The sequence below is a fragment of the Microbacterium sp. NPDC056044 genome (genome assembly GCF_042267145.1).
Classification (GTDB): Bacteria; Actinomycetota; Actinomycetes; order Actinomycetales; family Microbacteriaceae; genus Microbacterium.
Map to the genome: position 1 here is coordinate 475,217 of NZ_JBHJWZ010000004.1, position 25,880 is coordinate 501,096.

Annotated in this window: 20 protein-coding genes; 12 read left to right on the forward strand and 8 right to left on the reverse strand. The window is 72.0% G+C overall.

Annotation, left to right across the window (positions count from 1 at the left end; genetic code table 11):
* Positions 1 to 76: 76 nt before the first annotated feature.
* From ACFC1I_RS14100 to ACFC1I_RS14120, 5 genes are all read left to right on the forward strand, one after another.
* Positions 77 to 1,810, forward strand: a complete 1,734-nt coding sequence (locus tag ACFC1I_RS14100) for an ABC transporter ATP-binding protein (RefSeq protein ID WP_376010457.1) — start codon at positions 77 to 79, stop codon at positions 1,808 to 1,810.
* The gene (locus ACFC1I_RS14105; protein WP_376010460.1) at positions 1,807 to 3,852 is read left to right on the forward strand and encodes an ABC transporter ATP-binding protein; all 2,046 of its coding nucleotides are present in this window, start codon (positions 1,807 to 1,809) and stop codon (positions 3,850 to 3,852) included. Before ACFC1I_RS14100 ends, ACFC1I_RS14105 begins: the two co-directional genes overlap by 4 nt.
* A 64-nt stretch (positions 3,853 to 3,916) precedes the next feature.
* A complete protein-coding gene (locus ACFC1I_RS14110; RefSeq protein WP_376010462.1) occupies positions 3,917 to 4,726 on the forward strand; it encodes a PP2C family protein-serine/threonine phosphatase in 810 nt (269 codons plus the stop codon).
* 66 nt (positions 4,727 to 4,792) lie between these two features.
* Positions 4,793 to 7,606: an FtsK/SpoIIIE domain-containing protein gene (locus ACFC1I_RS14115; RefSeq protein ID WP_376010465.1), complete on the forward strand. Its 2,814-nt coding sequence runs from the start codon at positions 4,793 to 4,795 to the stop codon at positions 7,604 to 7,606.
* Between the two features lie 66 nt (positions 7,607 to 7,672).
* On the forward strand, positions 7,673 to 9,241 hold the full coding sequence (locus ACFC1I_RS14120) for an APC family permease (RefSeq protein ID WP_376010468.1): 1,569 nt from the start codon (positions 7,673 to 7,675) through the stop codon (positions 9,239 to 9,241).
* Positions 9,242 to 9,269: 28 nt separating this feature from the next.
* Here the strand turns inward: ACFC1I_RS14120 and ACFC1I_RS14125 are convergent, their stop codons facing one another.
* The 3 genes from ACFC1I_RS14125 to ACFC1I_RS14135 are packed head-to-tail and all read right to left on the reverse strand — an operon-like array spanning position 9,270 to position 11,846.
* Complete coding sequence (locus tag ACFC1I_RS14125; protein ID WP_376010470.1) at positions 9,270 to 9,650, reverse strand: DUF5655 domain-containing protein; 381 nt, start codon at positions 9,648 to 9,650, stop codon at positions 9,270 to 9,272.
* A 34-nt stretch (positions 9,651 to 9,684) separates the two neighbouring features.
* Positions 9,685 to 10,800 carry an alanine dehydrogenase gene (gene ald / locus ACFC1I_RS14130; protein WP_376010473.1) on the reverse strand — a complete coding sequence of 372 codons (1,116 nt, stop codon included), beginning with the start codon at positions 10,798 to 10,800 and terminating at the stop codon, positions 9,685 to 9,687.
* 56 nt (positions 10,801 to 10,856) lie between these two features.
* Positions 10,857 to 11,846, reverse strand: coding sequence for an asparaginase (locus ACFC1I_RS14135; protein ID WP_376010476.1), 990 nt, complete (start codon positions 11,844 to 11,846; stop codon positions 10,857 to 10,859).
* A 52-nt stretch (positions 11,847 to 11,898) separates the two neighbouring features.
* Between ACFC1I_RS14135 and ACFC1I_RS14140 the strand changes: the two genes are divergently transcribed.
* Positions 11,899 to 12,375 (forward strand): OsmC family protein, encoded by a 477-nt coding sequence (locus ACFC1I_RS14140; protein ID WP_376010479.1) that lies wholly within the window; start codon positions 11,899 to 11,901, stop codon positions 12,373 to 12,375.
* Positions 12,376 to 12,387: 12 nt separating this feature from the next.
* Here ACFC1I_RS14140 and ACFC1I_RS14145 read toward each other — a convergent pair whose 3' ends face one another.
* Positions 12,388 to 13,176: a lysophospholipid acyltransferase family protein gene (locus ACFC1I_RS14145; protein WP_376010481.1), complete on the reverse strand. Its 789-nt coding sequence runs from the start codon at positions 13,174 to 13,176 to the stop codon at positions 12,388 to 12,390.
* Positions 13,177 to 13,289: 113 nt separating this feature from the next.
* Between ACFC1I_RS14145 and ACFC1I_RS14150 the strand changes: the two genes are divergently transcribed.
* Together ACFC1I_RS14150 and dxr are read left to right on the forward strand one after the other, a co-directional pair.
* Positions 13,290 to 14,261 (forward strand): FKBP-type peptidyl-prolyl cis-trans isomerase, encoded by a 972-nt coding sequence (locus ACFC1I_RS14150; RefSeq protein WP_376010484.1) that lies wholly within the window; start codon positions 13,290 to 13,292, stop codon positions 14,259 to 14,261.
* A gap of 40 nt (positions 14,262 to 14,301) precedes the next feature.
* The gene (gene dxr / locus ACFC1I_RS14155) at positions 14,302 to 15,387 is read left to right on the forward strand and encodes a 1-deoxy-D-xylulose-5-phosphate reductoisomerase (RefSeq protein ID WP_376010486.1); all 1,086 of its coding nucleotides are present in this window, start codon (positions 14,302 to 14,304) and stop codon (positions 15,385 to 15,387) included.
* 24 nt (positions 15,388 to 15,411) lie between these two features.
* On the opposite strand, the gene ACFC1I_RS14160 is transcribed toward dxr, so the two are convergent.
* From ACFC1I_RS14160 to ACFC1I_RS14170, 3 genes are all read right to left on the reverse strand, one after another.
* Positions 15,412 to 17,076: a Mur ligase family protein gene (locus ACFC1I_RS14160; RefSeq protein ID WP_376010489.1), complete on the reverse strand. Its 1,665-nt coding sequence runs from the start codon at positions 17,074 to 17,076 to the stop codon at positions 15,412 to 15,414.
* Between the two features lie 76 nt (positions 17,077 to 17,152).
* A complete protein-coding gene (locus tag ACFC1I_RS14165) occupies positions 17,153 to 17,866 on the reverse strand; it encodes a YcnI family protein (RefSeq protein WP_376010492.1) in 714 nt (237 codons plus the stop codon).
* A gap of 139 nt (positions 17,867 to 18,005) precedes the next feature.
* Positions 18,006 to 18,569 (reverse strand): hypothetical protein, encoded by a 564-nt coding sequence (locus tag ACFC1I_RS14170; RefSeq protein WP_376010495.1) that lies wholly within the window; start codon positions 18,567 to 18,569, stop codon positions 18,006 to 18,008.
* Positions 18,570 to 18,677: 108 nt separating this feature from the next.
* Here ACFC1I_RS14170 and ACFC1I_RS14175 point away from each other — a divergent pair, with 108 nt between their 5' ends.
* The 3 genes from ACFC1I_RS14175 to ACFC1I_RS14185 all read left to right on the forward strand — a co-directional run bounded on the left by ACFC1I_RS14175 (position 18,678) and on the right by ACFC1I_RS14185 (position 21,689).
* Complete coding sequence (locus tag ACFC1I_RS14175) at positions 18,678 to 19,973, forward strand: RIP metalloprotease (RefSeq protein WP_376010498.1); 1,296 nt, start codon at positions 18,678 to 18,680, stop codon at positions 19,971 to 19,973.
* Between the two features lie 103 nt (positions 19,974 to 20,076).
* Positions 20,077 to 20,442, forward strand: coding sequence for a YciI family protein (locus ACFC1I_RS14180; RefSeq protein ID WP_376010500.1), 366 nt, complete (start codon positions 20,077 to 20,079; stop codon positions 20,440 to 20,442).
* Positions 20,439 to 21,689 carry an RNA polymerase sigma factor gene (locus tag ACFC1I_RS14185; protein WP_376010503.1) on the forward strand — a complete coding sequence of 417 codons (1,251 nt, stop codon included), beginning with the start codon at positions 20,439 to 20,441 and terminating at the stop codon, positions 21,687 to 21,689. Before ACFC1I_RS14180 ends, ACFC1I_RS14185 begins: the two co-directional genes overlap by 4 nt.
* 133 nt (positions 21,690 to 21,822) lie before the next feature.
* Here the strand turns inward: ACFC1I_RS14185 and ACFC1I_RS14190 are convergent, their stop codons facing one another.
* A complete protein-coding gene (locus ACFC1I_RS14190; RefSeq protein WP_376010505.1) occupies positions 21,823 to 23,745 on the reverse strand; it encodes an anthranilate synthase family protein in 1,923 nt (640 codons plus the stop codon).
* Between the two features lie 232 nt (positions 23,746 to 23,977).
* Between ACFC1I_RS14190 and nhaA the strand changes: the two genes are divergently transcribed.
* A complete protein-coding gene (nhaA, locus tag ACFC1I_RS14195) occupies positions 23,978 to 25,879 on the forward strand; it encodes a Na+/H+ antiporter NhaA (protein WP_376010508.1) in 1,902 nt (633 codons plus the stop codon).
* Position 25,880 lies beyond the last annotated feature (1 nt).

Consider the following 25,880-nt stretch of genomic DNA (forward strand, 5'->3'; position numbering starts at 1 on the left):
ACGCCGACGCAGGCGTAGCGTCGCATTCCGGCGCACTCCGTGTGAGCGGACGACTCCGCGCCCGGAAAGGACCGTCGTGCTCGGAAAGCTCCTGGTGCGGTACCTGAGTCCCGCGTGGCCGCTCATCGTGGCGGTGGTCGTCTTCCAGCTGGCGCAGTCGATCGCGTCGCTGTGGCTTCCGACCCTCAACGCCGACATCATCGACAACGGCGTCGTGACCGGCGACATCCCGTACATCTGGTCCACGGGCGGCGTCATGCTGATCGTGAGCCTGGTGCAGGTGGTGTGCGCGATCGTCGCGGTGTACTTCGGGTCGCGCCTGGCGATGGGCATGGGCCGCGACCTCCGCGGCGACCTGTTCCATCGCGTCGTCGCGTTCTCGCAGCGCGAGGTCGGTCAGTTCGGCGCGCCGTCGCTCATCACCCGCAACACGAACGACGTGCAGCAGGTGCAGATGCTGGTGCAGGTGTCGGCGACGCTCATGATCTCGGCCCCGATGCTCGCGATCGGCGGCGTCATCATGGCGATCAGCCAGGACGTCGGCCTGTCGTGGCTGATGGCGGTCGCGATCCCGGTGCTGCTCGTCATCGTCGGGCTCATCGTGTGGCGGATGGTGCCGGCATTCACCCAGATGCAGAAGCGCATCGACCGCGTGAACCAGATCATGCGGGAGCAGCTCAGCGGCATCCGCGTCGTGCGCGCGTTCGTGCGCGAGCGCGAGGAGCGCGCCCGCTTCGAGTCGGCGAGCGACGACGTGAAGGCAACGGGGCTGCGCGCCGGCAACCTCATGGCGCTGATGTTCCCCGCGGTGATGCTGGTCATGAACCTCTCGAGCGTCGCGGTGATCTGGTTCGGCGCCTTCCAGGTGCAGGACAACGGCGTGCAGATCGGCACGCTGTTCGCGTTCCTCACCTATCTCATGCAGATCCTCATGGGCGTGATGATGGCGACCTTCATGTTCGTCATGATCCCGCGCGCCGCGGTGTGCGCGAACCGCATCGGCGAGGTGCTCGAGACCACGCCGTCGGTGTCGGCGCCGGCGGCCGCAGCATCCGCCCCCGCACCGTACGGCCGGATCGAGTTCGACCACGTGGACTTCGCCTACCCCGGTGCCGAGGACGCCGTGCTGCACGACGTGACGTTCACGGTCGAGCCCGGCACCACGACCGCGGTCATCGGCTCGACAGGCTCGGGCAAGACGACGCTCGTCAGCCTCGTGCCGCGCCTGTTCGACGTGACCGCGGGCAGCGTCCGGGTCGACGGCGTCGACGTGCGCGAGTACGACCCCGACGAGCTCTGGACGCGTGTCGGACTCGTCCCGCAGCGGGCGTTCCTGTTCTCGGGCACGATCGCGTCGAACCTCAGATACGGCGACCACGATGCGACCGACGAGCAGCTGTGGACCGCGATCGAGCTCGCGCAGGCGGCCGACTTCGTGCGCGCGATGCCCGAAGGGCTCGAGGCGCCGATCGCGCAGGGCGGCACGAACGTCTCGGGCGGCCAGCGCCAGCGCCTCGCGATCGCCCGTGCGCTGGTGAAACGGCCCGAGTCGTACATCTTCGACGACTCGTTCTCAGCCTTGGACCTCCGGACGGATGCTGCGCTGCGCCGCGCGCTCGACACGCACCTGCCCGACGCGACCCGGCTCGTGGTCGCGCAGCGCGTGTCGACGATCCAGCACGCCGACCAGATCCTCGTGCTCGATCACGGCCGCATCGTCGGGATCGGCACGCACGACGAGCTCGTCGAGACCAACGAGACCTACCGCGAGATCGTCGAATCCCAGCTCGCTGCGGAGGCGGCAGCATGAGCGGGCCGGGGCGCGGCCCGCAGCGCATGCCGATGCAGCGAGGCCCCATGGGCCAGGTGTCGGGCGGTGAGAAGGCGCAGAACTTCGGTCCCAGCGCGAAGCGCCTGCTCGCGACCCTCCGCTCGGACCGGCCGCTGCTGTTCGTGGTGCTGCTGTTCAGCATCCTGTCGGTCACCCTCTCGGTGATCGGCCCGAAGCTCCTCGGCGAGGGCACGAACATCGTGTTCGCGGGCTTCATCTCGCTGCAGGTGCCCGCGGGCATGACCAAGCAGCAGGTGATCGACGGGCTCGTCGCGTCGGGCAACCAGGACCAGGCGAACATGATCGCGTCGATGGACTTCGTGCCCGGCGCCGGCATCGACTTCGAGCAGCTCGCGCGGATCCTGACGCTGGTGCTGCTCGTCTACGTGTTCTCGAGCCTCTTCGGGTGGCTGCAGGCGCGCATCCTCAACGGCGTGGTGCAGCGCGCGATGCACCGGCTGCGCCTGCAGGTCGAAGACAAGGTGCACCGCCTGCCGCTGTCGTACTTCGACCGCGTGCAGCGCGGCGAGCTGCTCAGCCGCGTCACGAACGACGTCGACAACATCGGGCAGACGATGCAGCAGACGCTGTCGCAGGTCGTCATCTCGCTGCTGACCGTGATCGGCGTGCTCACGATGATGTTCATCATCTCGCCGCTGCTGGCGGTCATCGCGCTCGTCACGATCCCGCTCACGATCCTCATCACGGTGCTCGTCGCCAAGCGCTCGCAGAAGCTCTTCGTGCAGCAGTGGAAGACGACGGGCGTGCTCAACGCCCGCGTCGAGGAGACCTTCTCCGGCCACTCGGTGGTGAAGGTGTTCGGCCACCAGAAGGAGGTCGAGGCGGACTTCCGCGCCGAGAACGAGGAGCTGTACCGCTCGAGCTTCGGAGCGCAGTTCCTGTCGGGCGTGATCATGCCCGCGATGATGTTCATCGGCAACCTCGTCTACGTGGCGATCGCGGTGGTCGGAGGCCTGCAGGTCGCCGCCGGTCTCATGTCGATCGGGGACGTGCAGGCGTTCATCCAGTACTCGCGCCAGTTCACGCAGCCGCTCAGCCAGCTGGGGTCCATGGCGAACCTGCTGCAGTCCGGCGTCGCCAGCGCCGAGCGCGTGTTCGAGCTGCTCGACGAGGAGGAGCAGACGCCCGACGACGACCCGGCCCGGACCGCGCCGGACTCGGCGAGCCGCCTGGAGTTCGAGGACGTCTCGTTCCGCTACGTCGCCGACAAGCCGCTGATCGACGGCCTCACGCTGGCCGCGCGGCCAGGCAGCACCGTCGCGATCGTCGGGCCCACCGGCGCGGGCAAGACGACGCTCGTGAACCTCATCATGCGCTTCTACGACGTGGACTCCGGCCGCATCACGCTGGACGGCGTCGACACCCGCACCATGACGCGTGACGACCTGCGTGCGCGCACCGGAATGGTGCTGCAGGACACGTGGCTGTTCGCCGGCACGATCCGCGAGAACATCGCCTATGGCCGGCCGGATGCGTCGGAGGAGGAGATCGTCGCCGCGGCGACCGCGGCCTACGTCGACCGCTTCGTGCATGCGCTGCCCGACGGCTACGACACGATGCTCGACGACGAGGCCACGAACCTCAGCGTGGGGGAGCGGCAGCTCGTGACGATCGCCCGCGCGTTCCTCGCCGACCCGCGCATCCTCATCCTCGACGAGGCGACGTCGTCGGTCGACACCCGCACCGAGCTGCTCATCCAGCGCGCGATGTCGCGGCTGCGCGAGGACCGCACGGCGTTCGTGATCGCCCACCGGCTGTCGACGATCCGCGACGCCGATCTCATCCTCGTGATGGAGAACGGCGCGATCGTCGAGCAGGGGTCGCACGCCGAGCTCCTCGCCCAGAAGGGCGCGTACTGGCGCCTGTACAACGCGCAGTTCGAGGGCGCGGCCGAGGAGGAGGAGACCGTCGTGGTGCCCACGGTGCCGCTCGCCCCACCGCCGACCACCGCGCAGATCGTGGTCGACGCCCTCGCCGAGTCCGAGGACGCCGTCGAGTAACCCACTAGTATGTGAAGACGCGGGGGCGAAGGGCTCCGGCGTCATCCGACGGGGAGGACAGGGCGTGCCCGAAGTTTCCACCCAGTCTCTCGCCGTCCCGGTTCCCGGTGGCGTGCTCGAGCTCTCCTGGGCGGCCGTGACCGACACCGGACGCCGTCGCGAGGTGAACCAGGACGCGATGTTCGCGGCGTACCCGCTGTTCGTCGTCGCCGACGGCATGGGCGGGCACGTCGGTGGCGAGATCGCCAGTGCCAGTGCGATCGAGCGCCTCCGCGCCGTCGCCGACAGCGGCACGGTGACGCCCAAGACGATCGAGAAGGCACTCGCTCGCGCGGTCAAAGACATCGCCTCCCACCCCGAGGCGACCGACGACGGCACGGGCACCACGGTGACCGGCGTCTTCCTCGACACGTCGGGGGATGCCCCGCACTGGGTCACCCTCAACATCGGCGATTCGCGCGTGTACCTGGTGCGCGACGGCGCGATCGTCCAGATCACCACCGACCACTCCGTCGTGCAGGAGCTCGTCGCCGCCGGGCGGCTGAGCCCCGAAGAGGCCGAGAACCACCCGTACGGCAACGTGATCACGCGGGCCGTGGGCCCGAGCGACGGCGTGACGCCCGACTATGTGCGCCTCGATGTCCTCGACGGCGACCGGTTCGTGATCTGCTCGGACGGGCTGACCAAAGAGCTCACCGACTACGGCATCCGCCACTTCCTCGACGAGAACGCGGACCCCGGCGACGCGGCATCCGCCATGCTCGAGGCCGCGCTCGAGAACGGCGGCCGCGACAACATCACGATCATCGTGCTCGACGTGGGGCAGCCTGGCAGCGACGATTCCGCCGCCGACTCCTCCACAGACGACGACTGACGTCCGCGATCCACAGATCCCGGCCGCGGCGGCCCATCGGCTGCGGGACCACGGTGGACTGGGCGCATGCGTCCGACCGCTCCGCCCGCCTCCGCCACCGGCGGCCTCCTCGACGATGAGCCGCTCGCCCTCCCCGCGGCCTGGAGCCCGCCGCCGCGACCGCCGCTGCCCCTCGTCGCCGCGATCGTCCCGGTGGTCGGCGCCGTCGCGCTCTGGCTGGTCACCGGCTCCCTCTTCTCGCTCTGGTTCGCGCTCCTCGGCCCGCTGATCGCGGCGGCGACCCTGCTCGACGCGCGTCGCGCCGCCCGACGCGACGGCCGGCGCGCCGCCGTCGACGCGGCGCGGGCTCGCGGCGAGGTCGCCGCGGCGGTGTCGGCGCGGCACGACGGCGAGCGGGCGCAGCTGTGGGCGCGGCATCCCGATGTCGCGCGCCTCGTCACGCGCGAGGGCGAGATCTGGCGGGGCGGTCGCGATGCGTCGCTCGTCGTCGGCGAGGGCGAGCGCACGAGCGTCGTGCGCGTGACCGGCGGAGACGGAGATCCGGATGCTGCGGACCTGCGTCGCCGTGCGGCTCGGGTCTCGGGGGCGCCGGTGACGCTCCCGCTCGCCGCGGGCGTGGTGGTCGTCGGCGGCGAGACGCTCGGCGCCGCGGTGCAGCGTGGGCTCGCACTGCAGGCGTGTCTGGCGTTCGCGCCGGACGAGCTGCGGCTCGTCGGACACCTGGGGCGCGGCCTCGAGTGGATGGAGGCGCTCCCGCACCGGGACGGCCACGGCGGATCGTCGCTGGCCGTGGTGGGGCCGGGGGAGCTCGTTCCTGCGGAGGCGGAGCTGGTGATCGCGCGGGTCCGGCCCGGCGAGCCGCTGCCGCCGCGATGTCAGGCGGTGCTCACGATCTCGTCACCCGACGTCGCGCGGCTCGAGCACGCCGGCGAGGTCGTGCCGGTGCGGGTCGAGGCGGTGGCCCGCGGCCAGGCCGACAAGATCGCAGCTGAGCTCTCCGCCCGAGCCGAGCACAGCCTCGGGTTCCAGCGCGGCGTGCCGGAGCCGATCGCGCTGGCGCCGCTCCTGGCGGGTGTGCCGGCCACGCCGGGCGGTCTGCCCGCGGTGATCGGCGTGAGCCGCGGCGCACCCGTGCTCGTGGACCTCGTCGCCGACGGGCCGCACGCCGTGGTCGCGGGCGTCACCGGCGCGGGCAAGAGCGAGCTGCTCATCACGTGGATCCTCGCGCTCTGCGCGACGCGCACCACCGACGAGGTCACGTTCCTGCTCGCGGACTTCAAGGGCGGAACGGCCTTCGACGGGCTCGCCGGGGTGCCCCACGTCAGCGGGGTCATCACCGACCTCGACGGCGCGGGGGCGCGCCGCGCCATCGAGAGCCTGCGGGCGGAGCTCCGCCGCCGCGAGGCGGCGATCGCGGCGGCCGGCGCTCGCGACATCGGCGATCCCCGCGTGCGGCTGCCGCGGCTCGTCGTCGTGGTCGACGAGTTCGCCGCTCTGCTCGGCGACCACCCCGAGCTGCACGGGCTCTTCGCCGATCTCGCGGCGCGGGGGCGGGCCCTCGGCATCCATCTCATCCTCGGCACTCAGCGCGCGGCCGGCGTGATCCGCGACAACCTGCTGGCGAACTGCCCGCTGCGGATCAGCCTGCGCGTCACCGACCCCGCCGACAGCCGGGTTCTGCTGGGGACGGACGACGCCGCGCGGCTCAGCGGCGGTTCCTCCGGGCGCGGGACGGCGTTCGTGCGCCGCGCGGGCGATGCGAGCCCGCAGCCGGTGCGCATCGCCCTCTCGGGGCCCGACGACGTCGCGGCCGCCGCCCTGCGGATCGGGCATCGCGCGCCGAGCCGGCCGTGGCTGCCCGAACTGCCGAGGCACCTCAGCTTCGACGAACTCATCGCCCGGGCGGCCACGGAGCCCGAGGCGCCGGGCACCGGGGCGGTGCTGCTCGGTCTGGCCGACGAGCCCGAGCATCAGCGCCAGCCCGTGGCGTTCCTCGGGCCGTCCGACCGCGGACTGCTCGTGCTGGGCGGCCCCGCGTCCGGGGTGTCGAACGCCCTCGCCCTCGTGGCGGCCCAGCTGGGCGGGTCGGCGGTGCGCCTGCCGGCCCATCCCGAGAGGCTGTGGGATGCCGTCGCGGCGCTCCACGACGAGCTTCCGCGCCGCGGGTCGGCGGTGCTCGTCGACGACCTCGACGCGATCTCGCTGCGTCTGCCGCCGGAGTACGCGCAGGTCGTCATGGAGCGCATCGAGAGCCTCGTGCGTCGAGCCCCGGGTGCCGGCGTGCTGGTGGTCGCGGGGGCGCACCGGCTCACCGGGCCGGTCTCGCGCGTCGCCGATCTCTTCCCGCATCGGCTGGTGCTGCCGTACGCGACGCGCGTCGACCACGCGTCGGCCGGCGCCGACCCCTCCACGTTCGACGCCGCCGCGCCCGCCGGGCGCGCCCGGCTCGACGGCCGCACGCTGCAGCTCGCGGTGGTGCCGGTCCCGCCCCGAGACACCGTGGAACCCGACACCCCGTGGGTTCCCGTCGCCGCGCTCACCGGTGTCGTGGCCCGCCGATCGCCGTCCGGGCGACGAGCGCTCGCCGCGTGGGAACAGCACGGCACGCGGGTGCTCGGGGTCGACGAGTACGTCGCCGATCCCGCGGCGGCGACGGGTCGCGCGGTCGTCGTGGGAGAGCCCGACGACTGGCAGCGGCACTGGCGCCTCCTCGCCGATGTGCGGGGCGACCACGACCTCGTCATCGACACGTCGTGCGCGCCGGAGCTCCGCGTCCTCGCGGGATTCCGCGGGGTGCCGCCGTACTGCGAACCGGGCGCCGCGCGCGCGTGGCTGATGTCGGCCGGCGCCGATCCCGTCCGCATCGTCCTGCCGTCGTGAGATGTCCGGTCTGACCGTCGCGCGCATGTCTTGACCGGCCCTTCTCGCACGCCATAACGTCACCCCATGGCTACAACCCCGATCGACATGCAGCGGCCCGAGGGCAAGGGACTCGCCGCGGGCACGCTGGGACTCTGGGGGTCCACCGTCATCGGCCTCGCGTCGACGGCACCCGTGTACTCGCTGGTGGCGACCCTCGGCTTCGTCGTGCTGGCCGTCGGGGCGCAGGCGCCCATCGCGTTCGTCATCGCCTTCATCCCGATGCTCTTCATCGCGTTCGCCTACCGCGAGCTCAACAACGACGTCCCCGACTGCGGCACCACCTTCACCTGGGGCACGAAGGCCTTCGGCCCGTGGGTCGGCTGGATGGGCGGCTGGGGCGTCGCAGTCGCCGGCATGGTCGTGCTCGCGAACCTCGCGCAGATCGCCGGCATCTACTTCTGGGCGCTCGTGGACGGCATCGTGCGCAATCCCGAAGACGCGCTGCTCGCGGACAACGTCCCCCTCGTGACCGCGACGGGCGTCGTGTTCATCGCGGCGATGACGTGGGTGAGCTGGCGAGGGGTCGAGATCGGCGAGCGCATCCAGAACGTGCTGCTGGCGATCCAGTACCTGGCGCTCGCGATCTTCGTGGTCGCCGCGCTGTGGCAGTTCTTCGCAGGCACCGCCCCGGACCCGACGCCGTTCGACTGGTCCTGGTTCAACCCGTTCGCGTTCACCGAGTGGAGCGGCTTCGTCGAAGCCGTGCTGCTGGCGCTGTTCATCTACTGGGGCTGGGACACGTGCCTCGCACTCAACGAGGAGACCAAGGACCCCAAGCGCATCCCGGGGCGGGCGGCGCTGCTGACGACGGTGATCCTCCTCGTCACCTACGTCGGCGTGACGGTGGCCGCGATGATGTACGCCGGCCTCGGCGAGACGGGCACGGGCCTCGGCAACGAGGCGAACGCGGACGACTTCTTCCTCGCCATCAAGGACGGCCTGCTCGGTCCGCTCGGCTGGGTGCTGGTGGTCGCGGTCATGATCTCGGCCATCTCGTCGACGCAGACGACGATCCTGCCGACGGCGCGCGGCACGCTCTCGATGGCCGCGTACAAGGCGCTGCCACGCAGGTTCGCGACCGTGCACCCGCGGTACAAGACCCCGTCGTTCTCGACGCTGGTCATGGGGGTCGTAGCGATCGTCTACTACGTCGGCATGACGCTGATCAGCGACAACATCCTGCAGGACTCGATCCTGTCGCTCGGGCTCGCCATCGCGTTCTACTACGCCATCACCGGCTACGCCTGCGTGTGGTACTTCCGGCGGGAGCTGTTCAACAGCGCCAGGAACTTCTTCTACCGCTTCCTGTTCCCGCTGCTCGGGGCGGGGTTGCTCACGTACGCGTTCGTGCAGTCCGCCATCGACATGTACAACCCCGACTACGGCTATGGCGGGGGCATCGGCCCCGTCGGCAGCACGTTCCTCCTCGGCATCGGGTCGCTCGCCTTCGGCGTGCTCCTCATGGTGCTGTGGTTCCTGTTCCCGCGGGCGAAGACGTTCTTCCGCGGCGAGAGCCTCAACCGCGAGACCCCGGTGCTCGTCCCCGAGGATCCCGCCGACTTCGCACGGTCGATCGACGGCGGGCTCGTCTGACACGAGGCCCGCGGTCGAGGCCGCGGCCTCAGGGGCCGAGGTGCGCGCCGCAGCCGACGTCGTACGCCTCGCGCAGCCAGGCCGCGACATCGTCGTCGAACTCGCCCCCGTCGGCGAGACGGAACTGGTGCACGAACAGGCGCCGTCCGTAGGGAGAGACGCTGAGGATCCGCGGGTCCGGCGGCAGCTCGCGCATCAGATCGAAGTAACCACGCACGCCGGCGCGCAGCGGCCGTGCACCGGCGAACCCGCGACGGGGACCCTTGAAGGTGATCGTCGTCTTGGCGACCGAGTGGGTCACCGGACCGAACGACCGGATCAGGTCGTCGACGCGATGCCACAGCCGCACCGCCTCGGGGTCGGCATCCCTGAGATGATCCTCCACCGTCCACTCGTGCCGCTGCGTCATCATCCCAGTGTCGACCCCGCCGCCGACACCCGCGTCAGACGAGCGCGGCGTCCAGCGGGGCGAGCTCGAGCCCGTGCGCCGTCGCCACTCCGGCGTTGACCACGCGGCCACCCACGGTGTTCAGGCCGCCCGCGAGCGCAGCATCCGCTCGCAGTGCGTCCTTCCATCCCCGCCGAGCGATCTGGCGGATGTAGGGGAGGGTGGCGTTGGTGAGCGCGGAGGTCGAGGTGTTGGGCACCGCGCCCGGCATGTTGGCGACGCAGTAGAAGATGCTGCCGTGCACCGGGAAGGTCGGGTCGGCGTGGGTGGTCGGGTGCGTGTCTTCGAAGCAGCCGCCCTGGTCGACCGCGATGTCGACGAGCACGGAGCCGGGGCGCATGCGCGACACCATGTCGTTGGTCACGAGCTTCGGCGCCTTGGCCCCCGGGATCAGCACCGAGCCGATGACGAGGTCCGAGGCGGTGACCGCGCGGTCGAGGTCGAGCGGGTTGGACGCCGCGGTCTTGACCCGTCCCTGGAAGTGGTCGTCGAGGTAGCGCAGGCGCTGCACGTTGGTGTCGAAGACCGTGACGTCGGCGCCCATGCCGACGGCGATCACGGCCGCGTTCGCTCCGGCGACGCCGCCGCCGATGACCGTGACGGCGGCCGGCCGCGTGCCCGGCACACCCGACATGAGAAGGCCGAGACCACCGGCGGAGCGCATCAGCGTCGCGGCGCCGACGGTCGGGGCGAGGCGCCCGGCGACCTCGCTCATCGGTGCGAGCAGCGGCAGCCCGCCCCCGGCGAGCTGGACGGTCTCGTACGCGATCGCGGTGACGCCGTCGGCGACGAGGCGCTCGGTGAGCGGGCGGTCGGCCGCGAGATGCAGGTAGGTGAAGAGCACGAGGTCGTCGCGGAAGTACTGGTACTCGCTCGCGATCGGCTCCTTGACCTTGAGGAGCAGCTCGGCGCGGGCCCACACCTCGGCGGCGTCGTCGAGGAGCACCGCCCCGGCCGCCTCGTACTCGGCATCCGGCATCGACGAGCCCGTGCCCGCGCCGCGCTGCACGAACACCTCATGGCCGGAGGCGACCAGGTCATGCACACCCGACGGAGTGAGGGCGACCCGGTACTCGTTGTTCTTCACCTCGGTGGGGACGCTGATCCGCATCGTGTGATCCTTTCCGCTCCGCCGTTGGAGCGCTCGGGCTCCTCGTGGGAGCGCCTCTAGAAAGCGGGGCGGATGGCCCCGACATCCTGTCCGCCGCCGGAGACCGTGAGCGGAAGCTTCGAGAAGGTGTCGGCGACGTCGGCCGACGCGAGTGCGCCGTGGCGCTCGAGGAGTCGCAGCGCGACGGCGGTCGCGGCCCGGCCGCTGCCGTCGAGCATCTTGAGCGCCGCCGTCGTGCCGTTCGGCGCGACCATCACCATGACGCCCTCGGCGCCGCCCTTGGCGAAGACGCCCAGCCGCTCGATGGCGATCGTGTCGGCGCGGCCCGGTCCGTCGATCGTCCACGGGTCGGCGCGCACCGCCTCGACGAGTGCGCCCGCGCTGCGGTGCAGCGCGAAGGGCGACGTCGTCGACGAGTTGCCGATGCGGTGGATCGCGCGGGCGAGGCCGAAGAGCGTCATCGCGTAGACCGGGGCGCCGCAGCCGTCGACGGCGGTCGCGGCGGCCTTCTCGCCGATGAGGCGCTCCACGGTCTCGCGGATGAGAAGCTGCACCGGATGCTCCGGCGCGAGGTAGCCTTCGGGATCCCAGCCGTTCACGACGCTCGTGAGGAGCATCGTCGCGTGCTTGCCCGAGCAGTTCATGCGGATCCGCGAGGGCTGGCCGAGCTCGCGCACCAGCTCGTCGCGGGTCGCGGTGTCGCCGGGCCAGGCGGCCGGGCATCCGAGCGCGTCCTCGCCGAGCTGGGCGAGGGAGAGGATGTCGCGGACCACCGCGACGTGACGGTCGGTGCCGGAATGGCTCGCCGTGGCGAGTCCCAGTCGCTCGCCCTCGAGCGGCGCGCCGGCCGAGAGGCACGCGAGCGCCTGCAGCGGCTTGAGGCTGGAACGCGGGAGGATCAGCGCCGACGGATCGCCGAACTTCTCGGCGATCGTGCCGTCCGGGGAGAGCACGACGGCGATGCCGGCATGGCGCGACTCGACGAAACCGCTGCGTTCGACGACGGCGAGCTCGACGGCGTCGGTCGCGGCGAAGGTCTGCGGCACCCCGTCAGCCTACCGCCGTAGGGGCCGTCCGACCGCATGACAGACTGTGCTCATGTGGGGCGAGCATCGATACTCCGTCCGGACGACGTGGACCGGTGACCGCGGCACCGGCACCTCGGGCTACCGCGACTACGACCGCGCCACGACGATCCAGATCGACGGCAAGCCCGCGCTGCTCGCCTCCTCCGACAAGCCCTTCCGCGGCGACCCGTCTCGCTGGAACCCCGAGGACATGCTCCTCGCCGCGCTCAGCGAGTGCCATCTGCTGTCGTATCTCCACGCCTGCGTGCAGGCGGGTGTGGTGGTCGTCGGCTATGAGGACGAGGCATCCGGTCTCATGGTCGAAGACGGCCGAGGCGGCGGCGCCTTCCGTGAGGTCGTGCTGCGGCCCCGCGTGACGGTCGCGGAGGCATCGATGATGGATGCTGCGACCGCCGCGCACGCGCAGGCGCACGAGTGGTGCTTCATCGCGAACTCGGTGAACTTCCCGGTGCGCCACGAGCCCACGATCGTCGTCGCGCGCGGCTGAGCCGAGACGCCGTCAGCGGCGCTCGTGGGGGAGGACCTGCTTGATGCGGTCGATCGTGTTGTGCGCGGGAACCTCGTTGTAGGCGTTCGCGAGCTCCTGGCCCGAGAGGGCGTGGATCGCGGCCATGATCTCGTCGGTCGCGAGGCGGCGGGCCTTGCCCGACGAGGCGGGCCCGTGGTGCGCGAGGTCGAGCGGTTCGCCGAACTTCACCGTGATGCGGTGCCGGAACGAGGGCTTCTTCGCGCCGACCGGCATGACCTTGTCGGTGCCGATGAGCCCCACCGGCACGACGCGGGCGCCGGCCTGCAGGGCGAGGAACGCGACACCGGTGCGGCCCTTGTAGAGGCGGCCGTCGAGTGAGCGCGTGCCCTCCGGGTAGAGCGCGACGGCCTTGCCCTCGCCGAGGAGCGCGCGCTGCTGGTCGAGCGCGTCGAGCGCGGCCTGGCCGGCGCCGCGCTGCACGGGGATCGCGCCGATGGAGGTGAAGAACCACCGCGAGGCCGGCTTGTCGAAGTAGCTCGACTTCGCCAGGAAGTGCACCGGGCGGGGAGCGGCGACCGGGATCGCGATCGAGTCGATGAACGACAGGTGGTTGCTCGCGAAGATCACCGGTCCCGACTTGGGGACGTTGGCCTTGCCCTCGATGCGCGGGCGGTACACGATCCGGGCGAGGGGAGTCAGGATGCTGCGCCCCAGCGCGTACGTGAAGCCCATGCGGCGAGCGGGGGCCGCCGGCGAGGCGGGCGCTTCCGCCGTCTCGTCGGCGGTGTCTTCGGCGCCGGGGACGAGGTCGGAAGTCACCCGTAGAGGGTACTCCCGATTGCATTCCGGTATCGGCATGCCGTTTCCCAGCGCGGACAGAGGAAAGATGCGAAAGGATGGAGGCTTCCCTTCCCCTGACTCGAGGTTGTTCCGTGCGCATTCGCCCGTTCGCCGCCCTGTCCGTCGTCGCCGTGTCGACCCTGCTGCTCGCCGGGTGCTCCGCAGCGACGGATCCGAACGCCACCCCGACGCCCACCTCGACCGCCGCCTCCGAGTGCCTGCTCGACGCGAAGCCGGGCGCCGATTCCGACGCCATCGAGGTGACCGGCAGCGGGGCGGACCTCGCGGCGACGATCCCGGGCGACCTCGCCTTCGAAGACGTCGAGCGCACGATCGTGACCGAGGGCTCGGGCGACGACGTCGTCGCGGGCGACCTCGTCAGCGGCTTCTACACCATCTACGACGGCGGCACCGGCGAGGTCCTGCAGGACTCGTCCGACACCTCGGCCGCCGACTCCGGCGAGGTCCCGATCATGATGGACCCGCAGCAGTTCTCGCTGTTCGTCGCCGCACTCGAGTGCGCGCCGATCGGCTCGACGGTCGCGATGTCGATCCCGGGGAGCGCCTTCGGCGAGGGCGCCTCGCCCGTCGTGATCGTCGCCGAGACCACCGACTTCGTCCCGTTGAGCGCCGACGGCGCCGAGCAGGAGCCCGTCGAAGGCATGCCGACGGTCGAGCTCGCCGACGACGGCGAGCCCACGATCACCGTCCCGAGCGACTTCGCGGCTCCCGACACCACCCAGATCGCAGTCCTCAAGAAGGGCGACGGCCCGGTCGTCGAGTCGGGTGACACCGTGTTCGTGCAGTACACCGGAGTCCTCCCCGACGGCACTGTGTTCGACTCCAGCTGGCAGCGTGGCGCCCCGACCCAGTTCCAGACCACCGGGGTGGTGCAGGGCTTCCAGAAGGCGCTCGAAGGCCAGACGGTCGGCTCGCAGGTGATCGCGGTGATTCCGGCGTCCGAGGGCTACGGCGACACCGCACAGGGCTCGATCCCGGCGAACTCGCCCCTCATCTTCGTCGTCGACATCCTCGGCGTGCAGCGCGCCGCCGCTCAGCAGTAACCCGGGACGGCCGCATCCGGCCCGGCGCTAGGCTGGCCGGATGCGGCGCGTCCTCATCCTCGGCTCGACCGGCTCCATCGGCACGCAGGCGCTCGACGTCGTGCGGGCGAACCCTCGGCGGTTCGAGGTGGTGGGACTCGCGGCGGGAACCGACCGCGAGACGCTCGAGGCGCAGGCCGCCGAGTTCGGCGTGGAGAGCATGGCGCTCGGCGCCGTCGAGGCCGAGCAGCTGGTGCGCGATGTCGAGGCCGATGTCGTGCTCAACGGCATCACGGGCTCGGTCGGACTCGGCCCGACCCTCGCGGCCCTCGAGACGGGCCGCACCCTCGCCCTCGCGAACAAGGAGTCGCTGATCGTCGGCGGCGACCTCGTCACGGCGATCGCGCGCCCGGGGCAGATCGTCCCGGTCGACTCCGAGCACTCCGCGATCGCGCAGGCGCTGCGGTCCGGCGAGCGCGGCGAGGTGCGCCGGCTCGTGCTCACGGCATCCGGTGGTCCGTTCCGCGGCCGCAGCCGCGCCTCCCTCGAGAACGTCACCCCGGCCGAGGCTCTCGCACATCCCACATGGGACATGGGCCGTGTCGTGACGACCAACTCGGCGACCCTCGTCAACAAGGGCCTCGAGGTGATCGAGGCGCACCTGCTCTTCTCGGTGCCGTTCTCCGAGATCGACGTCGTGGTGCATCCTCAGTCGATCGTGCACTCGATGGTCGAGTTCGTCGACGGCTCCACGATCGCGCAGGCCTCGCCGCCCGACATGCGCCTGCCGATCTCGCTCGGACTCGACTGGCCCAACCGGGTCGCCGGCGTCGGCCGCCCCCTCGACTGGACGACCGCGACCTCCTGGACGTTCGAGCCGCTCGACGACGCCGCCTTCCCGGCAGTGCGCCTCGCGAAGCAGGTCGGCCGCGCCGGCGGGACGTACCCCGCGGTGTTCAACGCCGCGAACGAGCAGGCGGTGGACGCCTTCCACGAGGGTCACCTCGGCTTCCTCGGGATCATCGACGTGATCGAGCGCGTCGTCGACGCGCACGACGCCCCCGACGCCCTCACCCGCGACGCCCTCGCCGACGCCGAGGTCTGGGCACGCCGCAAGGCCGACAAGGTCATCGCCGCAGCATCCTGATCCCCGGATCGCCGGGGTGAGCGTTCAGGCCTCGGGATACACCGGGCGCAGGGGGTCGGATGCCGGGGTGACGTCGTCCGGATACGGCACCGGCCAGTGCGGCTCGGGCACGGGCCATCCGGCCTCGCGCAGCGCCCGGCGGGCGAGCTCGCGCGCCGAGTAGGGGGTGCGGACGCCGCGGATGTCGCGGTAGTCCTGGTGCCCGGGCCCGGCCCACAGGATCGCGTCGCCGTCGCCGACGAGCGCGACGGCTTCGATGATCGCGCGCTCGGGCGGCGAGAACTCGAGGACCTCGGCGTCCGGCTGCGCGCGGCGCGCGCCCTCGACGAGGGTCGCGCGGATGGAGTCGGGGTCCTCGTGGCGCGGGTGGTGGTCGGTGATCACGAGGATGTCGCTGCCCTCGACGCCGGTGCGGCCCATGTCGTGGCGCTTCGTGGCGTCGCGGTCGCCGTCGGCGCCGAAGAGCATGACGACCTTGCCGGGCGTGACACGACGCACCGCGGCGAGCGTCTTCTCGAAAGCGTCGGGGGAGTGGCCGAAGTCGACGTAGACCGCGGGGCCGGTCTCGCCCGACACGAGCTCGGTGCGGCCGGGGAGGTACGCCTCGATGCGGCCGCCGTCGAGCACCTCGACGAGGCGCTCCCACGCGTAGCCGCCCTCGAGGATCATGACGATGGCGAGGCCGGCGTTGGCCGCCATGTGCCGGCCGATCACGGGGACGAGGGTCGTCAGCGTGCGCCCGTCGCGGGCGGTGAGGCGGAACTCGGTGCCGACCTGGCGCTCGTCGAGGATCTCGACGACCCAGTCGGCGGCGGCCGAGGCATCCGGATCCGACGCGAGGGCGGGCGTGCCCACCGTGATCGTCGGCACTTCGCTGCGCGCGACGACCTCGGCGCCGTTCTGGGAGTCGATGCACACCACGGCCCGGCGCGAGCGGTCGGGCAGGAACAGCGGCAGCTTCGCCTCGAAGTACTCCCGCATGTCGGCGTAGTCGTCGAGGTGGTCGTGCGTGAGGTTCGTGAAGCCGGCGACGTCGAACACGATGCCGTCGACGCGGCGGCGGCTGAGCGCCTGCGCACTCACCTCGACGGCGACGGCCTCGACGCCGCGCTCGCGCATGAGGGCGAGGAGCGCGTGCATCTCGTACGCCTCGGGGGTCGTGAGACGCGACACGATGACCTGCCCGGCGATGTGCCGCTCGGCGGTCGATGACAGCCCCGTGGTCGCGCCGAGCTGGCCGAGGATGCCCTCGAGCAGGTGCGACACGCTCGTCTTGCCGTTCGTGCCGGTGGTGCCGAAGAGGATCGGCAGGTCGTCGTCGCGCCCCGTGCCGTACACCCACGCCGACAGGTCGCCGAGCACTCCGCGCGGGTCGTCGACGACGACCACGGGCAGCCCGCTCGCGGCCGCGGCGTCGGCTCCGGCAGCATCCGTCACCACCCCGACAGCGCCCTTCTCGGCGGCCGTCGCGGCGAACTCTGCGCCGTGGCGGTTGACGCCCTGCACGGCGACGAAGACGTCGCCGGGGCGGAGGTCGGCGGTCGCGAGAGTGAGGCCCGTCAGCGTGGCGTCGGCGACGTCTCCGCGGACGTCGACGGCGAAGCGTGCCGCGAGGTCTGCGAGCGAGTGTGTCGGCGGCGCGTCGGGACGGAGTACCGGGGGCAGGTTCGAAGGCGCGTCGGTCGGCATGGCGCCTCCATCTTCGCACGGGGGCCGGTCGTCGAGCGGCGGAGTCCGCCGCCCGACGACCGGCGAGGCCGCGGCCTCAGGCCTTGCGGCGGCCGCGCACCAGCACGACCACGAGCGCCGCGATCCCGGCGGCAAGCCCGCCGGCCGCGAGCCAGCGGGCGACGGGGTCGGCAGAGGAGGTGGATGCTGCGTCCCCGGCCCCTGCGCCTGCTGCGGCGTCGCCCGACGCGTGGGCGTCGCCGTCGCCGTGTCCGGCGTCGCCGGCGTCGTCCGCCACGGCGCCGACCGCGACCAGCGGCGCGGGCGCGTCGAGGTCGTGCGGGTCCTCGCCGTCCTCGGCGATCTGCGTCCAGGCAGTCTCGCCCACCGCGCAGGTCTGCGTCACCGGGAACGCCAGTGTCGTGTCGGCGGCGCCCTCGGTGAAGAGCACGTCCATCGCGACCGCGGCCTTGAGACCGTCCTCGACGGGGGTGTCCGCGGTGTACACGACGCGGGTCGGCACGCCGTTCGCGCCGAGTTCGCGCGTGATGGTCCAGCCGCCCTGCACGACCGGCGTCGCGTTGCCGACGCCCTCGGGGATGTCGATGGCGAGCGCGGTGGTGGGGGAGCCGTCGCAGCCGTGCGAGAACGAGAACGTGAGGGTCTCGCTGCCGCCCGCGGCGGCGCTCTCGGGGGTGACATGCACGTGGGCGGACGCCGCGAGCGGCGCGCCGAGCGCCAGCGCGAGGCCGGCGGTGGCGCCGATCACGATGCGGCGGGTGCGGGTCGAGCGGGAAGGAGAAGTGGTCATGGCTGTGCTTTCGTCTGTCGTCTGAGCGGTCGGCGGGGAACGCCGATCGAGGCGCGCCGGCGGCAGCCGGACGCGCGAGAGGAGTCCGGCGGGCGCATCGGGCGCGGGCCGGCCACGGGCGCGGCGCGCGCAGCGCCGCTCAGACGAAGGCGGGAGGACCGCGCCGGGACAGATCCGAGAGGACGGTGCGCGCTGCGACGAGCACGGGGCCGGCAGCCGCCGGCGCGATTCGCCGCAGCGACGGCCGGGGAGCGACGCCGCGCAGGCGCGAGAAGAGCGAGCGGATGCCGCGGCCCAGGGAGCGCAGCATCCGCTCCCCGCCGTACAGCGCGGCGATCGTCGCGACCGCAGCGAGCACGTGTGCTGCGAACATCGGGGCGTCGGGGAGGACGACGGCGCTGAGGCCCTCGCCGAGGTGCGTCACGTGGTGGCCGTGGAGGGCGGCGGGATCGGCGCCGGCGGTGACGGCGAAGGCAACGTGGAACAGGCTCTGGCTCGCCAGCACCGTCGCTCCGATGCGCCAGGCCGAGACGCGCCGGCCGACGAGGGCGACCGCGAACGGGGCGGCCAGGATGCCCACCGCCGCAACGAGCGCGGGAGCGGGAGCGCCGCCCCCGCCGAGGGTGTGCGCCGTGGCGGCGACGACGGTCGCCACCCACGCGGCAGCGGTGCCGCGCAGCGCGCGCACGTGGCGTGGGGTCACGGCTCCTCCTCGTGTCGAGCCTACGGGAGGACGCCGACGCCGCCCGCCCGCGCACTGCGGTCTGCCATCACACCCAACTCAAAGGCTGGCGCGGGTACCGTGTGCGTTGTGGAGATCCTCGCGTTCGTCATCGGTGTCGCCCTCATGGTCGTGGGCCTCGCCGTGTCGATCGCGCTGCACGAGCTCGGCCACCTGTGGCCGGCCAAGAAGTTCGGCGTGCGCGTCGGCCAGTACATGATCGGGTTCGGCCCGACGCTGTGGTCGAAGCGCCGGCGCGGCACCGAGTACGGGTTCAAGGCCATCCCGCTGGGCGGCTACATCTCGATGGCCGGCATGTACCCGCCCTCACCGCAGGCGGCGCGCCGCGACGGCCGTGCCGCGGGCGGCTTCTTCGCCACCATGGTGCAGGACGCGCGCGACGCCAATGACGAGACGCTCGAGGGCGAGGACGACACGCACGTCTTCTACCGCCTGCCGATCTGGAAGCGCATCGTCGTCATGCTCGGCGGCCCGCTGATGAACTTCTTCTTCGCGATCGTGCTGTTCTCGATCCTGCTCACCGGCATCGGCGTGCAGACCGCGACGACCGAGGTCGCCCGCCTGTCGGAGTGCGTGCCGACGACCAGCGCCACGGAGTGCACCGACGCGTCGGCCGCCGCGCCCGCCGAGGCGGCCGGCATCCAGCCCGGCGACGTGATCGTGTCGATCGACGGCGAACCGGTGGCTGACTTCGCCGAGGCGTACGACATCATCCGCTCCTCTCCCGGCCAGCAGCTCACGTTCGTCATCGAACGAGACGGCGCCGAGCAGACGGTGCAGATCACGCCCGCGACGATCGAGGCCGAGGTGACCGCCGCCGACGGCACGACGACCACGCAGCAGGTCGGCTTCGTCGGCATCGGCCCGAGCGTCGAGTACGTGCAGCAGCAGATCTGGGCGGGACCCCAGATGGCGGTGCAGAACGTCGAAGCGGTCGCCGGCATCATCTGGCAGCTCCCCGCCAAGGTGTGGCAGACCGGGGTCGACCTCGTCACCGGGCAGCCGCGCGACCCCGACAGCCCGCTCAGCATCGTCGGCGCGGGCCGTCTGTCGGGCGAGGTCGCGGCCGCGGACTCGCCGGTCCTCAACCGCGTCGCGGGCTTCCTGTCGCTGCTCGCGTCGCTGAACATCGCCCTGTTCGTGTTCAACCTCATCCCGCTGCTGCCGCTGGACGGTGGCCACATCGCGGTGGCACTCTGGGAGGGCATCAAGCGCATGTGGGCGAAGCTCTTCCGCCGCCCGCCCCCGAAGCCGGTCGACGCGACCAAGCTCGTGCCGCTCACGTTCGCGGTGTTCGTGGCGCTGCTCGTCATGGGCGGCATCCTCATCCTCGCGGACCTCTTCAACCCGGTCACGCTCTTCTGACGTCCTGACGCCCGGCTCGAAGATTCTTCGCCGGTCGTGTCGAAATCGGTCTTGTCCGTTCGCTGTAGGGGTGCAACGGTTCCACTGACGAAAGGACACGACCGTGAAGTACGTGATCATGTTCACCTCGACCCCCGAGCTCGACGCCGCGGTGCCCGAGGAGCGCCGGCAGGAGGTCTACGGCCGCATCTACGAATGGTTCGGCACGAACGCCGACAAGATCGACGACTCGGGCGCGGAGCTGCACCCGGTGAGCACCGCGACCACGGTGCGCTCGGGTGACAACGGCCCGGTCGTCGCGGACGGCCCCTTCTCCGAGGCGAAGGAGGTCGTCGGCGGCTTCAGCGTCATCGACGTGCCCGACCTCGACGCGGCGATCGAGCTCGTCAAGACCTGGCCCTCCTTCGAGTTCCCGGGCGTCGCCGTCGAGATCCGTCCGATGGTCGTCGACTACACCCAGTTCGAATGAGCGACACGGATGCTGCGGCCCCGCGCGACCCGGAACCTCCGGGCGGCGCCGGGGCCGCAGCATCCGATCGCCTTCTCGTGAGCGTGGTCCGCGAGGAGTCCGCGCGCATCACCGCAGCGCTGACCGTCTCGTTCGGCAGCTTCGACGTCGCGGAGGAGGCGGTCGCCGAGGCCGTCGAGGAAGCCCTGCGCGAGTGGCGGGGACGAGGGATACCGCCGAAGCCCGGCGCGTGGCTCATGCAGGCGGCGCGGCACAACGCCCTCGACCGCGTGCGGCGCGAGCGCGTGATGAGAGACAAGGTCGCGCTGCTCGAGCCGGCGCCGACGGCCGCGGGCGGGCCGGACGAGCGGCTTGCGCTGCTCTTCGGATGCTGCCACCCCGCGCTCGCGCCGGACGCCCAGCTCGCGCTGACCCTGCGCGCGGTGTGCGGCCTCACGACGGCGCAGATCGCCCGGGCGACGTTCTCGACCGAGCCCGCGACCGGCCAGCGGATCTCGCGTGCCAAGCGCAAGATCGCCGAGAGCGGCATCCCGCTGCGCGTTCCCGAGGGGGCGGACGCCGCCGCGCGTCTCGACCTCGTGCTCACGATCGTGTCGGTGATGTACAGCGAGGCCCACTTCGTGGCGGGGGCGGATGCTGCGGCCGACCGGGATCTCGCCGACGACGCGCTGTGGCTGGCCCAGGTGGTGGCGGAGGCGCTGCCCCGGGCCGCCGAGGCCTGGGGGCTGCTGTCGCTCGTGCGCTTCCACCGGGCGCGCGAGTCGGCGCGGTCGGTCGACGGCGAGCTCGTGCTGCTCGCCGAGCAGGACCGCACCCGGTGGGACGCGGCGCTGCTCGCCGGTGCCCGCGACGCGCTCGAGCGGGCGGCGCGCCTCAGGCGGCCGGGTCGCTGGCAGCTGCACGCGGCGATCGCGGCGTGCCACGCGGATGCCGCGGACGCGGCGTCGACCGACTGGCTGCAGGTGCTGACGCTCTACGACATGCTGCTCGCGTACGACCGGTCACCGGTGGTGCGACTCAACCGCGCCGTCGCCCTCGCGCGTGTGGACGGCGCCGCGGTCGCGCTCGCCGAGGTCGATGCGCTCGAGGATCCGCTCGCGCGGTCGCATCTGTGGCACGCGGTGCGCGCGTCGCTCCTGCGCGACCTCGGCCGCGACGACGAGGCGCTCGCCGCCGACCTCCGCGCCCTCGAGCTCACCGCCAACGAGGCCGAGCGCCGCCTGCTCGCCGCCCGCGCTGCACGCTGAGCCGCAGCATCCATCGTCCCTTCCCGGGTTCGGGGCGCATCCTGTCCGTTGGGGCGAAGAATCTCCGCCCCAACGGAGGAAACGCGCCCCAAGCCCGGGATGCCCGGGGCGACCGACCGATGGTGCGGGCGGGTCAGGCGGGGACGGGGGCGAGGGCCTGCTCGACCAGGCGCTGCAGCGTGGTCATGCCGTCGCGCGACAGGATCGACTCGAGGTGGCCCTGCACCGACGCGAACGCGGGGCCGCGCAGCGCGTAGACGTCACCGGACGCGTCGGCGGCGACCTCCGCCTCGCCCACGCGGGTCGTGCCGGCCGGCACGCGCGCGGTGAACGTGTTGTAGAACCCGATGGACGCCGGCACGCCGAACACGTCGACGGACTTCTGCAGGCCCTGGTGCGGCGCATCGAGCGGCGCGAGGTCGATGCCGAACGTGTCGGCGAGGATCTGGTGGCTGAGGCACACCGCGAGCAGCGGCCGGCCGGCGGCTCGGCGACGAGCCACGACCTCTCGCATGCGCCGGATGCGGGGGCTCGAGGTGTCGCGCGGGTCACCCGGTCCGGGGCCGGTCACGAGCAGCTCGGCCGCGTCGATCTGCGCGTCGGTGACCTCGCTCCACGGCGAGATCTCCACGTCGAGCCCGAGGTGGCGGAGCTGGTGGGCGAGCATCGTCGTGAAACGGTCCTCGGCGTCGACGACGAGCGCCGAGCGCCCCTCGAACGACCCCGGCTCGCCGGAGCCCTGCGGATTCAGCCAGAACTCGGCGAGGCGTCCGTTGCGCGAGGCCAGCAGCTCGGCGATCGCCGGGTCGTCGGCCAGGCGGCGCGGGGCCGCGGTCGGCGCATCCTCGTCGATCGCGGCCGCGGACTCGGCCTCGGTGTCGCGGGGCACGGCGCCGATCGCGCCGAGCACGCCGGCGGCCTTGCCGTGGGTCTCGCCCACCTCGCCGTACGGGTCGGAGTGGCGCACGAGGGTGGCGCCGACCGGCACGCGCAGCCGGCCGTCCTGCAGATAGGCGGTGCGGATGAGGATCGGCGCGTCGAGGTCGTGCGTCGCCTCGCCCGCCGCGAGCGTGTCGCGGGGCGTGAACAGCGCGGCGACGCCCGAGTAGTAGCCGCGCGGCGTCGTCTCGTGGCGCGTGATCACGGTGCAGGCGTTCTGCATCGGCGAGCCGGTCACGGTCGGCGCGAACATGGTCTCGCGCAGGATGTCACGCGGGTCGAGCTTGCTGCGCCCGCGCAGGACGTACTCGGTGTGGGTCAGGCGCGACATCTCCTTGAGATGCGGTCCCGTGATGCGGCCGCCGTCCGAGCAGACGGCGCTCATCATCTTGAGCTCCTCGTCGACGACCATGAAGAGCTCCTCGGTCTCCTTCGTCGAGCGGAGGAACTCGCTGAGCGTCTCGGGAGTCGCCCCTCCCGCCGGGTGGCGGAACGTGCCCGAGATCGGGTTCATCGTCACGACGCCGTCGCGCGCGCTCACGTGCGCCTCCGGGCTCGCGCCGACGGCGACGTGCCCGGGCGTGACGACGGCGAACGTCCAGTACGCGCCCCGCTCGTGCTCGAGCAGAGCCCGGAACCACGTGAGGGCGGCGGTGGCGGCATCCGTCCCCACTCCTGCCGTGAAGTCGCGACGGATGACGAAGTTCGCACCCTCGCCGCGGCCGATCTCATCGGCGATCACACGCCGCACGATCTCGGCGTAGTCCTCGTCGGCGATGTCGAAGCCCGGATCCTCGAGCGCGACCGGTGCGGTCGGCAGCTGCGCGAGTGCCTCGTCGCGGGGGAGCGACGCGCGATCGCGCACGATGAGGCAGCGCAGCGGCGCGCCGTCGTCGTGGCACTCGAACCCGCGCTCGCGCACCTGGCGGAACGGCACCAGGGCCAGCACCTCGTGCGGGGCGCCCGAGTCGTCGGTGAGCGGGATGTCGGCGAGCAGCTCGACGTCGACGACGTCGCCGGTCAGCACCTCGACGGTGCGGTCGTCGCGCGCGATGAGGGCGAACGGCGCACCGCTCGCGGCGAGGTCGGGAAGGGACGGGGAAGCGGGCCCGGACATGTGCGTCGTCTTTCGTCGTGGGGCGGAGTCCCGTACGAAAAAGAAGACCGCCCCGTGGGCGGTCTGTGGTCACGCGAAACCCACCGCCTATGCGGTGAGCCACCAGGAGAGGTGCGCGGACATGGGCCGAACCTACCACACGCCCGATCGCGCCAGCGGCCCTCGGGGCCCGCGTTACGCACCATACTGAGGCGAGCCCGTTTCCTTGCATCCCCCGCCGCGGAGGTAGGCCATGTCCCAGCTGACCGTCACCGAGCGCTCGCCCGAGCCCGGGCGGGCGCCGCGCCCGCGACGCCGCGGCCCGTCGATCGCCGACCGCATCCGCAACCTGGGGGAGCAGCGCACCGGCGCCATGCTGCTCGTGCTCGCGACGCTCATCGCGATCGTGTGGGCGAACGTCTCGGTCGCGGGGTATCACCACTTCTGGGAGACCGAGCTGACCATCGGGTTCGGCGACATCCACCTCGAGTTCACCCTGCATGCGCTCGTGAACGACGCGCTCATGGCGATCTTCTTCTTCACGGTCGGGCTCGAGGTGCGACGCGAGTTCGCGATCGGCGAGCTCACGAGCTGGTCGCGCGCGATGATCCCCGTGATGGCCGCCGTCGCGGGGCTCGTGGTGCCCGCCGGGCTGTTCCTCGCGATCGCCGCGGGCTCGGGACATGAGCACGCCTGGGGTGTCGTGATCTCGACCGACACCGCGTTCCTCGTCGGCGCGCTCGCCCTCATCGGGCCGCGCGCGTCGGGGCGACTGCGGGTGTTCCTGCTCGCGCTCGCGGTCGTGGACGACATCGGGGCGCTCGGCATCATCGCGCTCTTCTACACCGAGAACTTCACGCCGCTGCCGCTCGTGATCGCGGCGGTCGGCCTCACCGGCATCTACTTCACGCGGTACGTGCGGCGCGGGCGCGGCCCGATCTACGCGACGCTGTCGATCATCGTGTGGCTCGCGTTCCTCGCGTCGGGCGTGCACCCGACACTCGCCGGCGTCGCCATCGCGCTTCTGATCCCGGTGTACCGGCCGAACCGCCGCGACGTCGAGCAGGCGCTCGAGCTCGCCCGCGTCTTCCGCCAATCGCCGAACACCGAGTACGCGCGGCAGGCGGCGAACAGCCTGCGCGAGTCGATCTCGATCAACGAGCGGCTCCAGTCCGCGTACTCCCCGTATGTGGCCTACGTGATCCTCCCGCTGTTCGCGCTCGCGAACGCCGGGGTCGAGATCTCGGGGCCGATCCTCGCCGGAGCGGTGCAGTCGCCGGTCACGTGGGCCATCATCGTCGGACTCGTCGTCGGCAAGTTCGTCGGCGTGTTCGGCGCGGCCGCGATCATGAAGAAGTTCCACCTCGGCGAGTTCGGCCTCGGCCTGACCCTCGACCGCATCGCCGGCGGCGCGCTGCTGTGCGGCATCGGCTTCACGATCTCGCTCTTCATCATCGACCTCGCCATCGACGACCCCGCCGTCCAGAATGAGGCGCGTGTCGGTGTGCTCGCAGCATCCGTCCTCGCCTTCGTCCTCGCCGCGATCGCGTTCCGCGTCTCGGATGCGCGGCGACCCGACGACGACGGCGGCCACACGCTGGTGCGCCCGGTCGACGTGAAACGAGACCACATCTACGGCGACGTGAACGCGCCGCTCACGATCGTCGAGTACGGCGACTTCCAGTGCCCGTTCTGCCTCAAGGCGTCGGGATCCATCGAGGAGGTGCGCCGGGAGCTCGGTGACCGGCTGCGGTACGTGTGGCGGCACGCGCCGCTCGAGCGGCAGCATCCCAATGCGCTCGCCGCGGCCGAGGCCGCCGAGGCCGCGAACCTGCAGGGCAGGCTGCCGGAGTTCTCGCGCAGCCTGTTCGCCGACCAGGACCACCAGCTGCCGTCCGACATCATCCGCAGGGCCCGCGAGCTGGGTCTCGACGTCGAGCGCTTCGAGGAGGACCTCAGCTCGCCGAAGGTCACCGAGAGGGTGCGTGACGACATGCTGGACGCCGAGGCCATGGACATCACGTCGGTGCCGACGTTCTTCATCAACGGCGTGCGCCACGTCGGGCCGTACGACGCGCGCACGCTGGTGCGCGCGCTCACCGGCTCGGAGCCGACAGGAGCCGACACCCAGCCGGGGCCCCGCGCCGACGCGTAGG

Coding starts and splice junctions, on each gene's coding strand:
- ACFC1I_RS14185 (WP_376010503.1), top strand. CDS start 20,439: ATGAGCGACACGGATGCTGCGGCCCCGCGCGACCCGGAACCTCCGGGC.
- ACFC1I_RS14115 (WP_376010465.1), top strand. CDS start 4,793: ATGCGTCCGACCGCTCCGCCCGCCTCCGCCACCGGCGGCCTCCTCGAC.
- ACFC1I_RS14190 (WP_376010505.1), bottom strand. CDS start 23,745: ATGTCCGGGCCCGCTTCCCCGTCCCTTCCCGACCTCGCCGCGAGCGGT.
- ACFC1I_RS14165 (WP_376010492.1), bottom strand. CDS start 17,866: ATGACCACTTCTCCTTCCCGCTCGACCCGCACCCGCCGCATCGTGATC.
- ald (WP_376010473.1), bottom strand. CDS start 10,800: ATGCGGATCAGCGTCCCCACCGAGGTGAAGAACAACGAGTACCGGGTC.
- dxr (WP_376010486.1), top strand. CDS start 14,302: ATGCGGCGCGTCCTCATCCTCGGCTCGACCGGCTCCATCGGCACGCAG.
- nhaA (WP_376010508.1), top strand. CDS start 23,978: ATGTCCCAGCTGACCGTCACCGAGCGCTCGCCCGAGCCCGGGCGGGCG.
- ACFC1I_RS14140 (WP_376010479.1), top strand. CDS start 11,899: ATGTGGGGCGAGCATCGATACTCCGTCCGGACGACGTGGACCGGTGAC.
- ACFC1I_RS14105 (WP_376010460.1), top strand. CDS start 1,807: ATGAGCGGGCCGGGGCGCGGCCCGCAGCGCATGCCGATGCAGCGAGGC.
- ACFC1I_RS14160 (WP_376010489.1), bottom strand. CDS start 17,076: ATGCCGACCGACGCGCCTTCGAACCTGCCCCCGGTACTCCGTCCCGAC.
- ACFC1I_RS14125 (WP_376010470.1), bottom strand. CDS start 9,650: ATGACGCAGCGGCACGAGTGGACGGTGGAGGATCATCTCAGGGATGCC.
- ACFC1I_RS14120 (WP_376010468.1), top strand. CDS start 7,673: ATGGCTACAACCCCGATCGACATGCAGCGGCCCGAGGGCAAGGGACTC.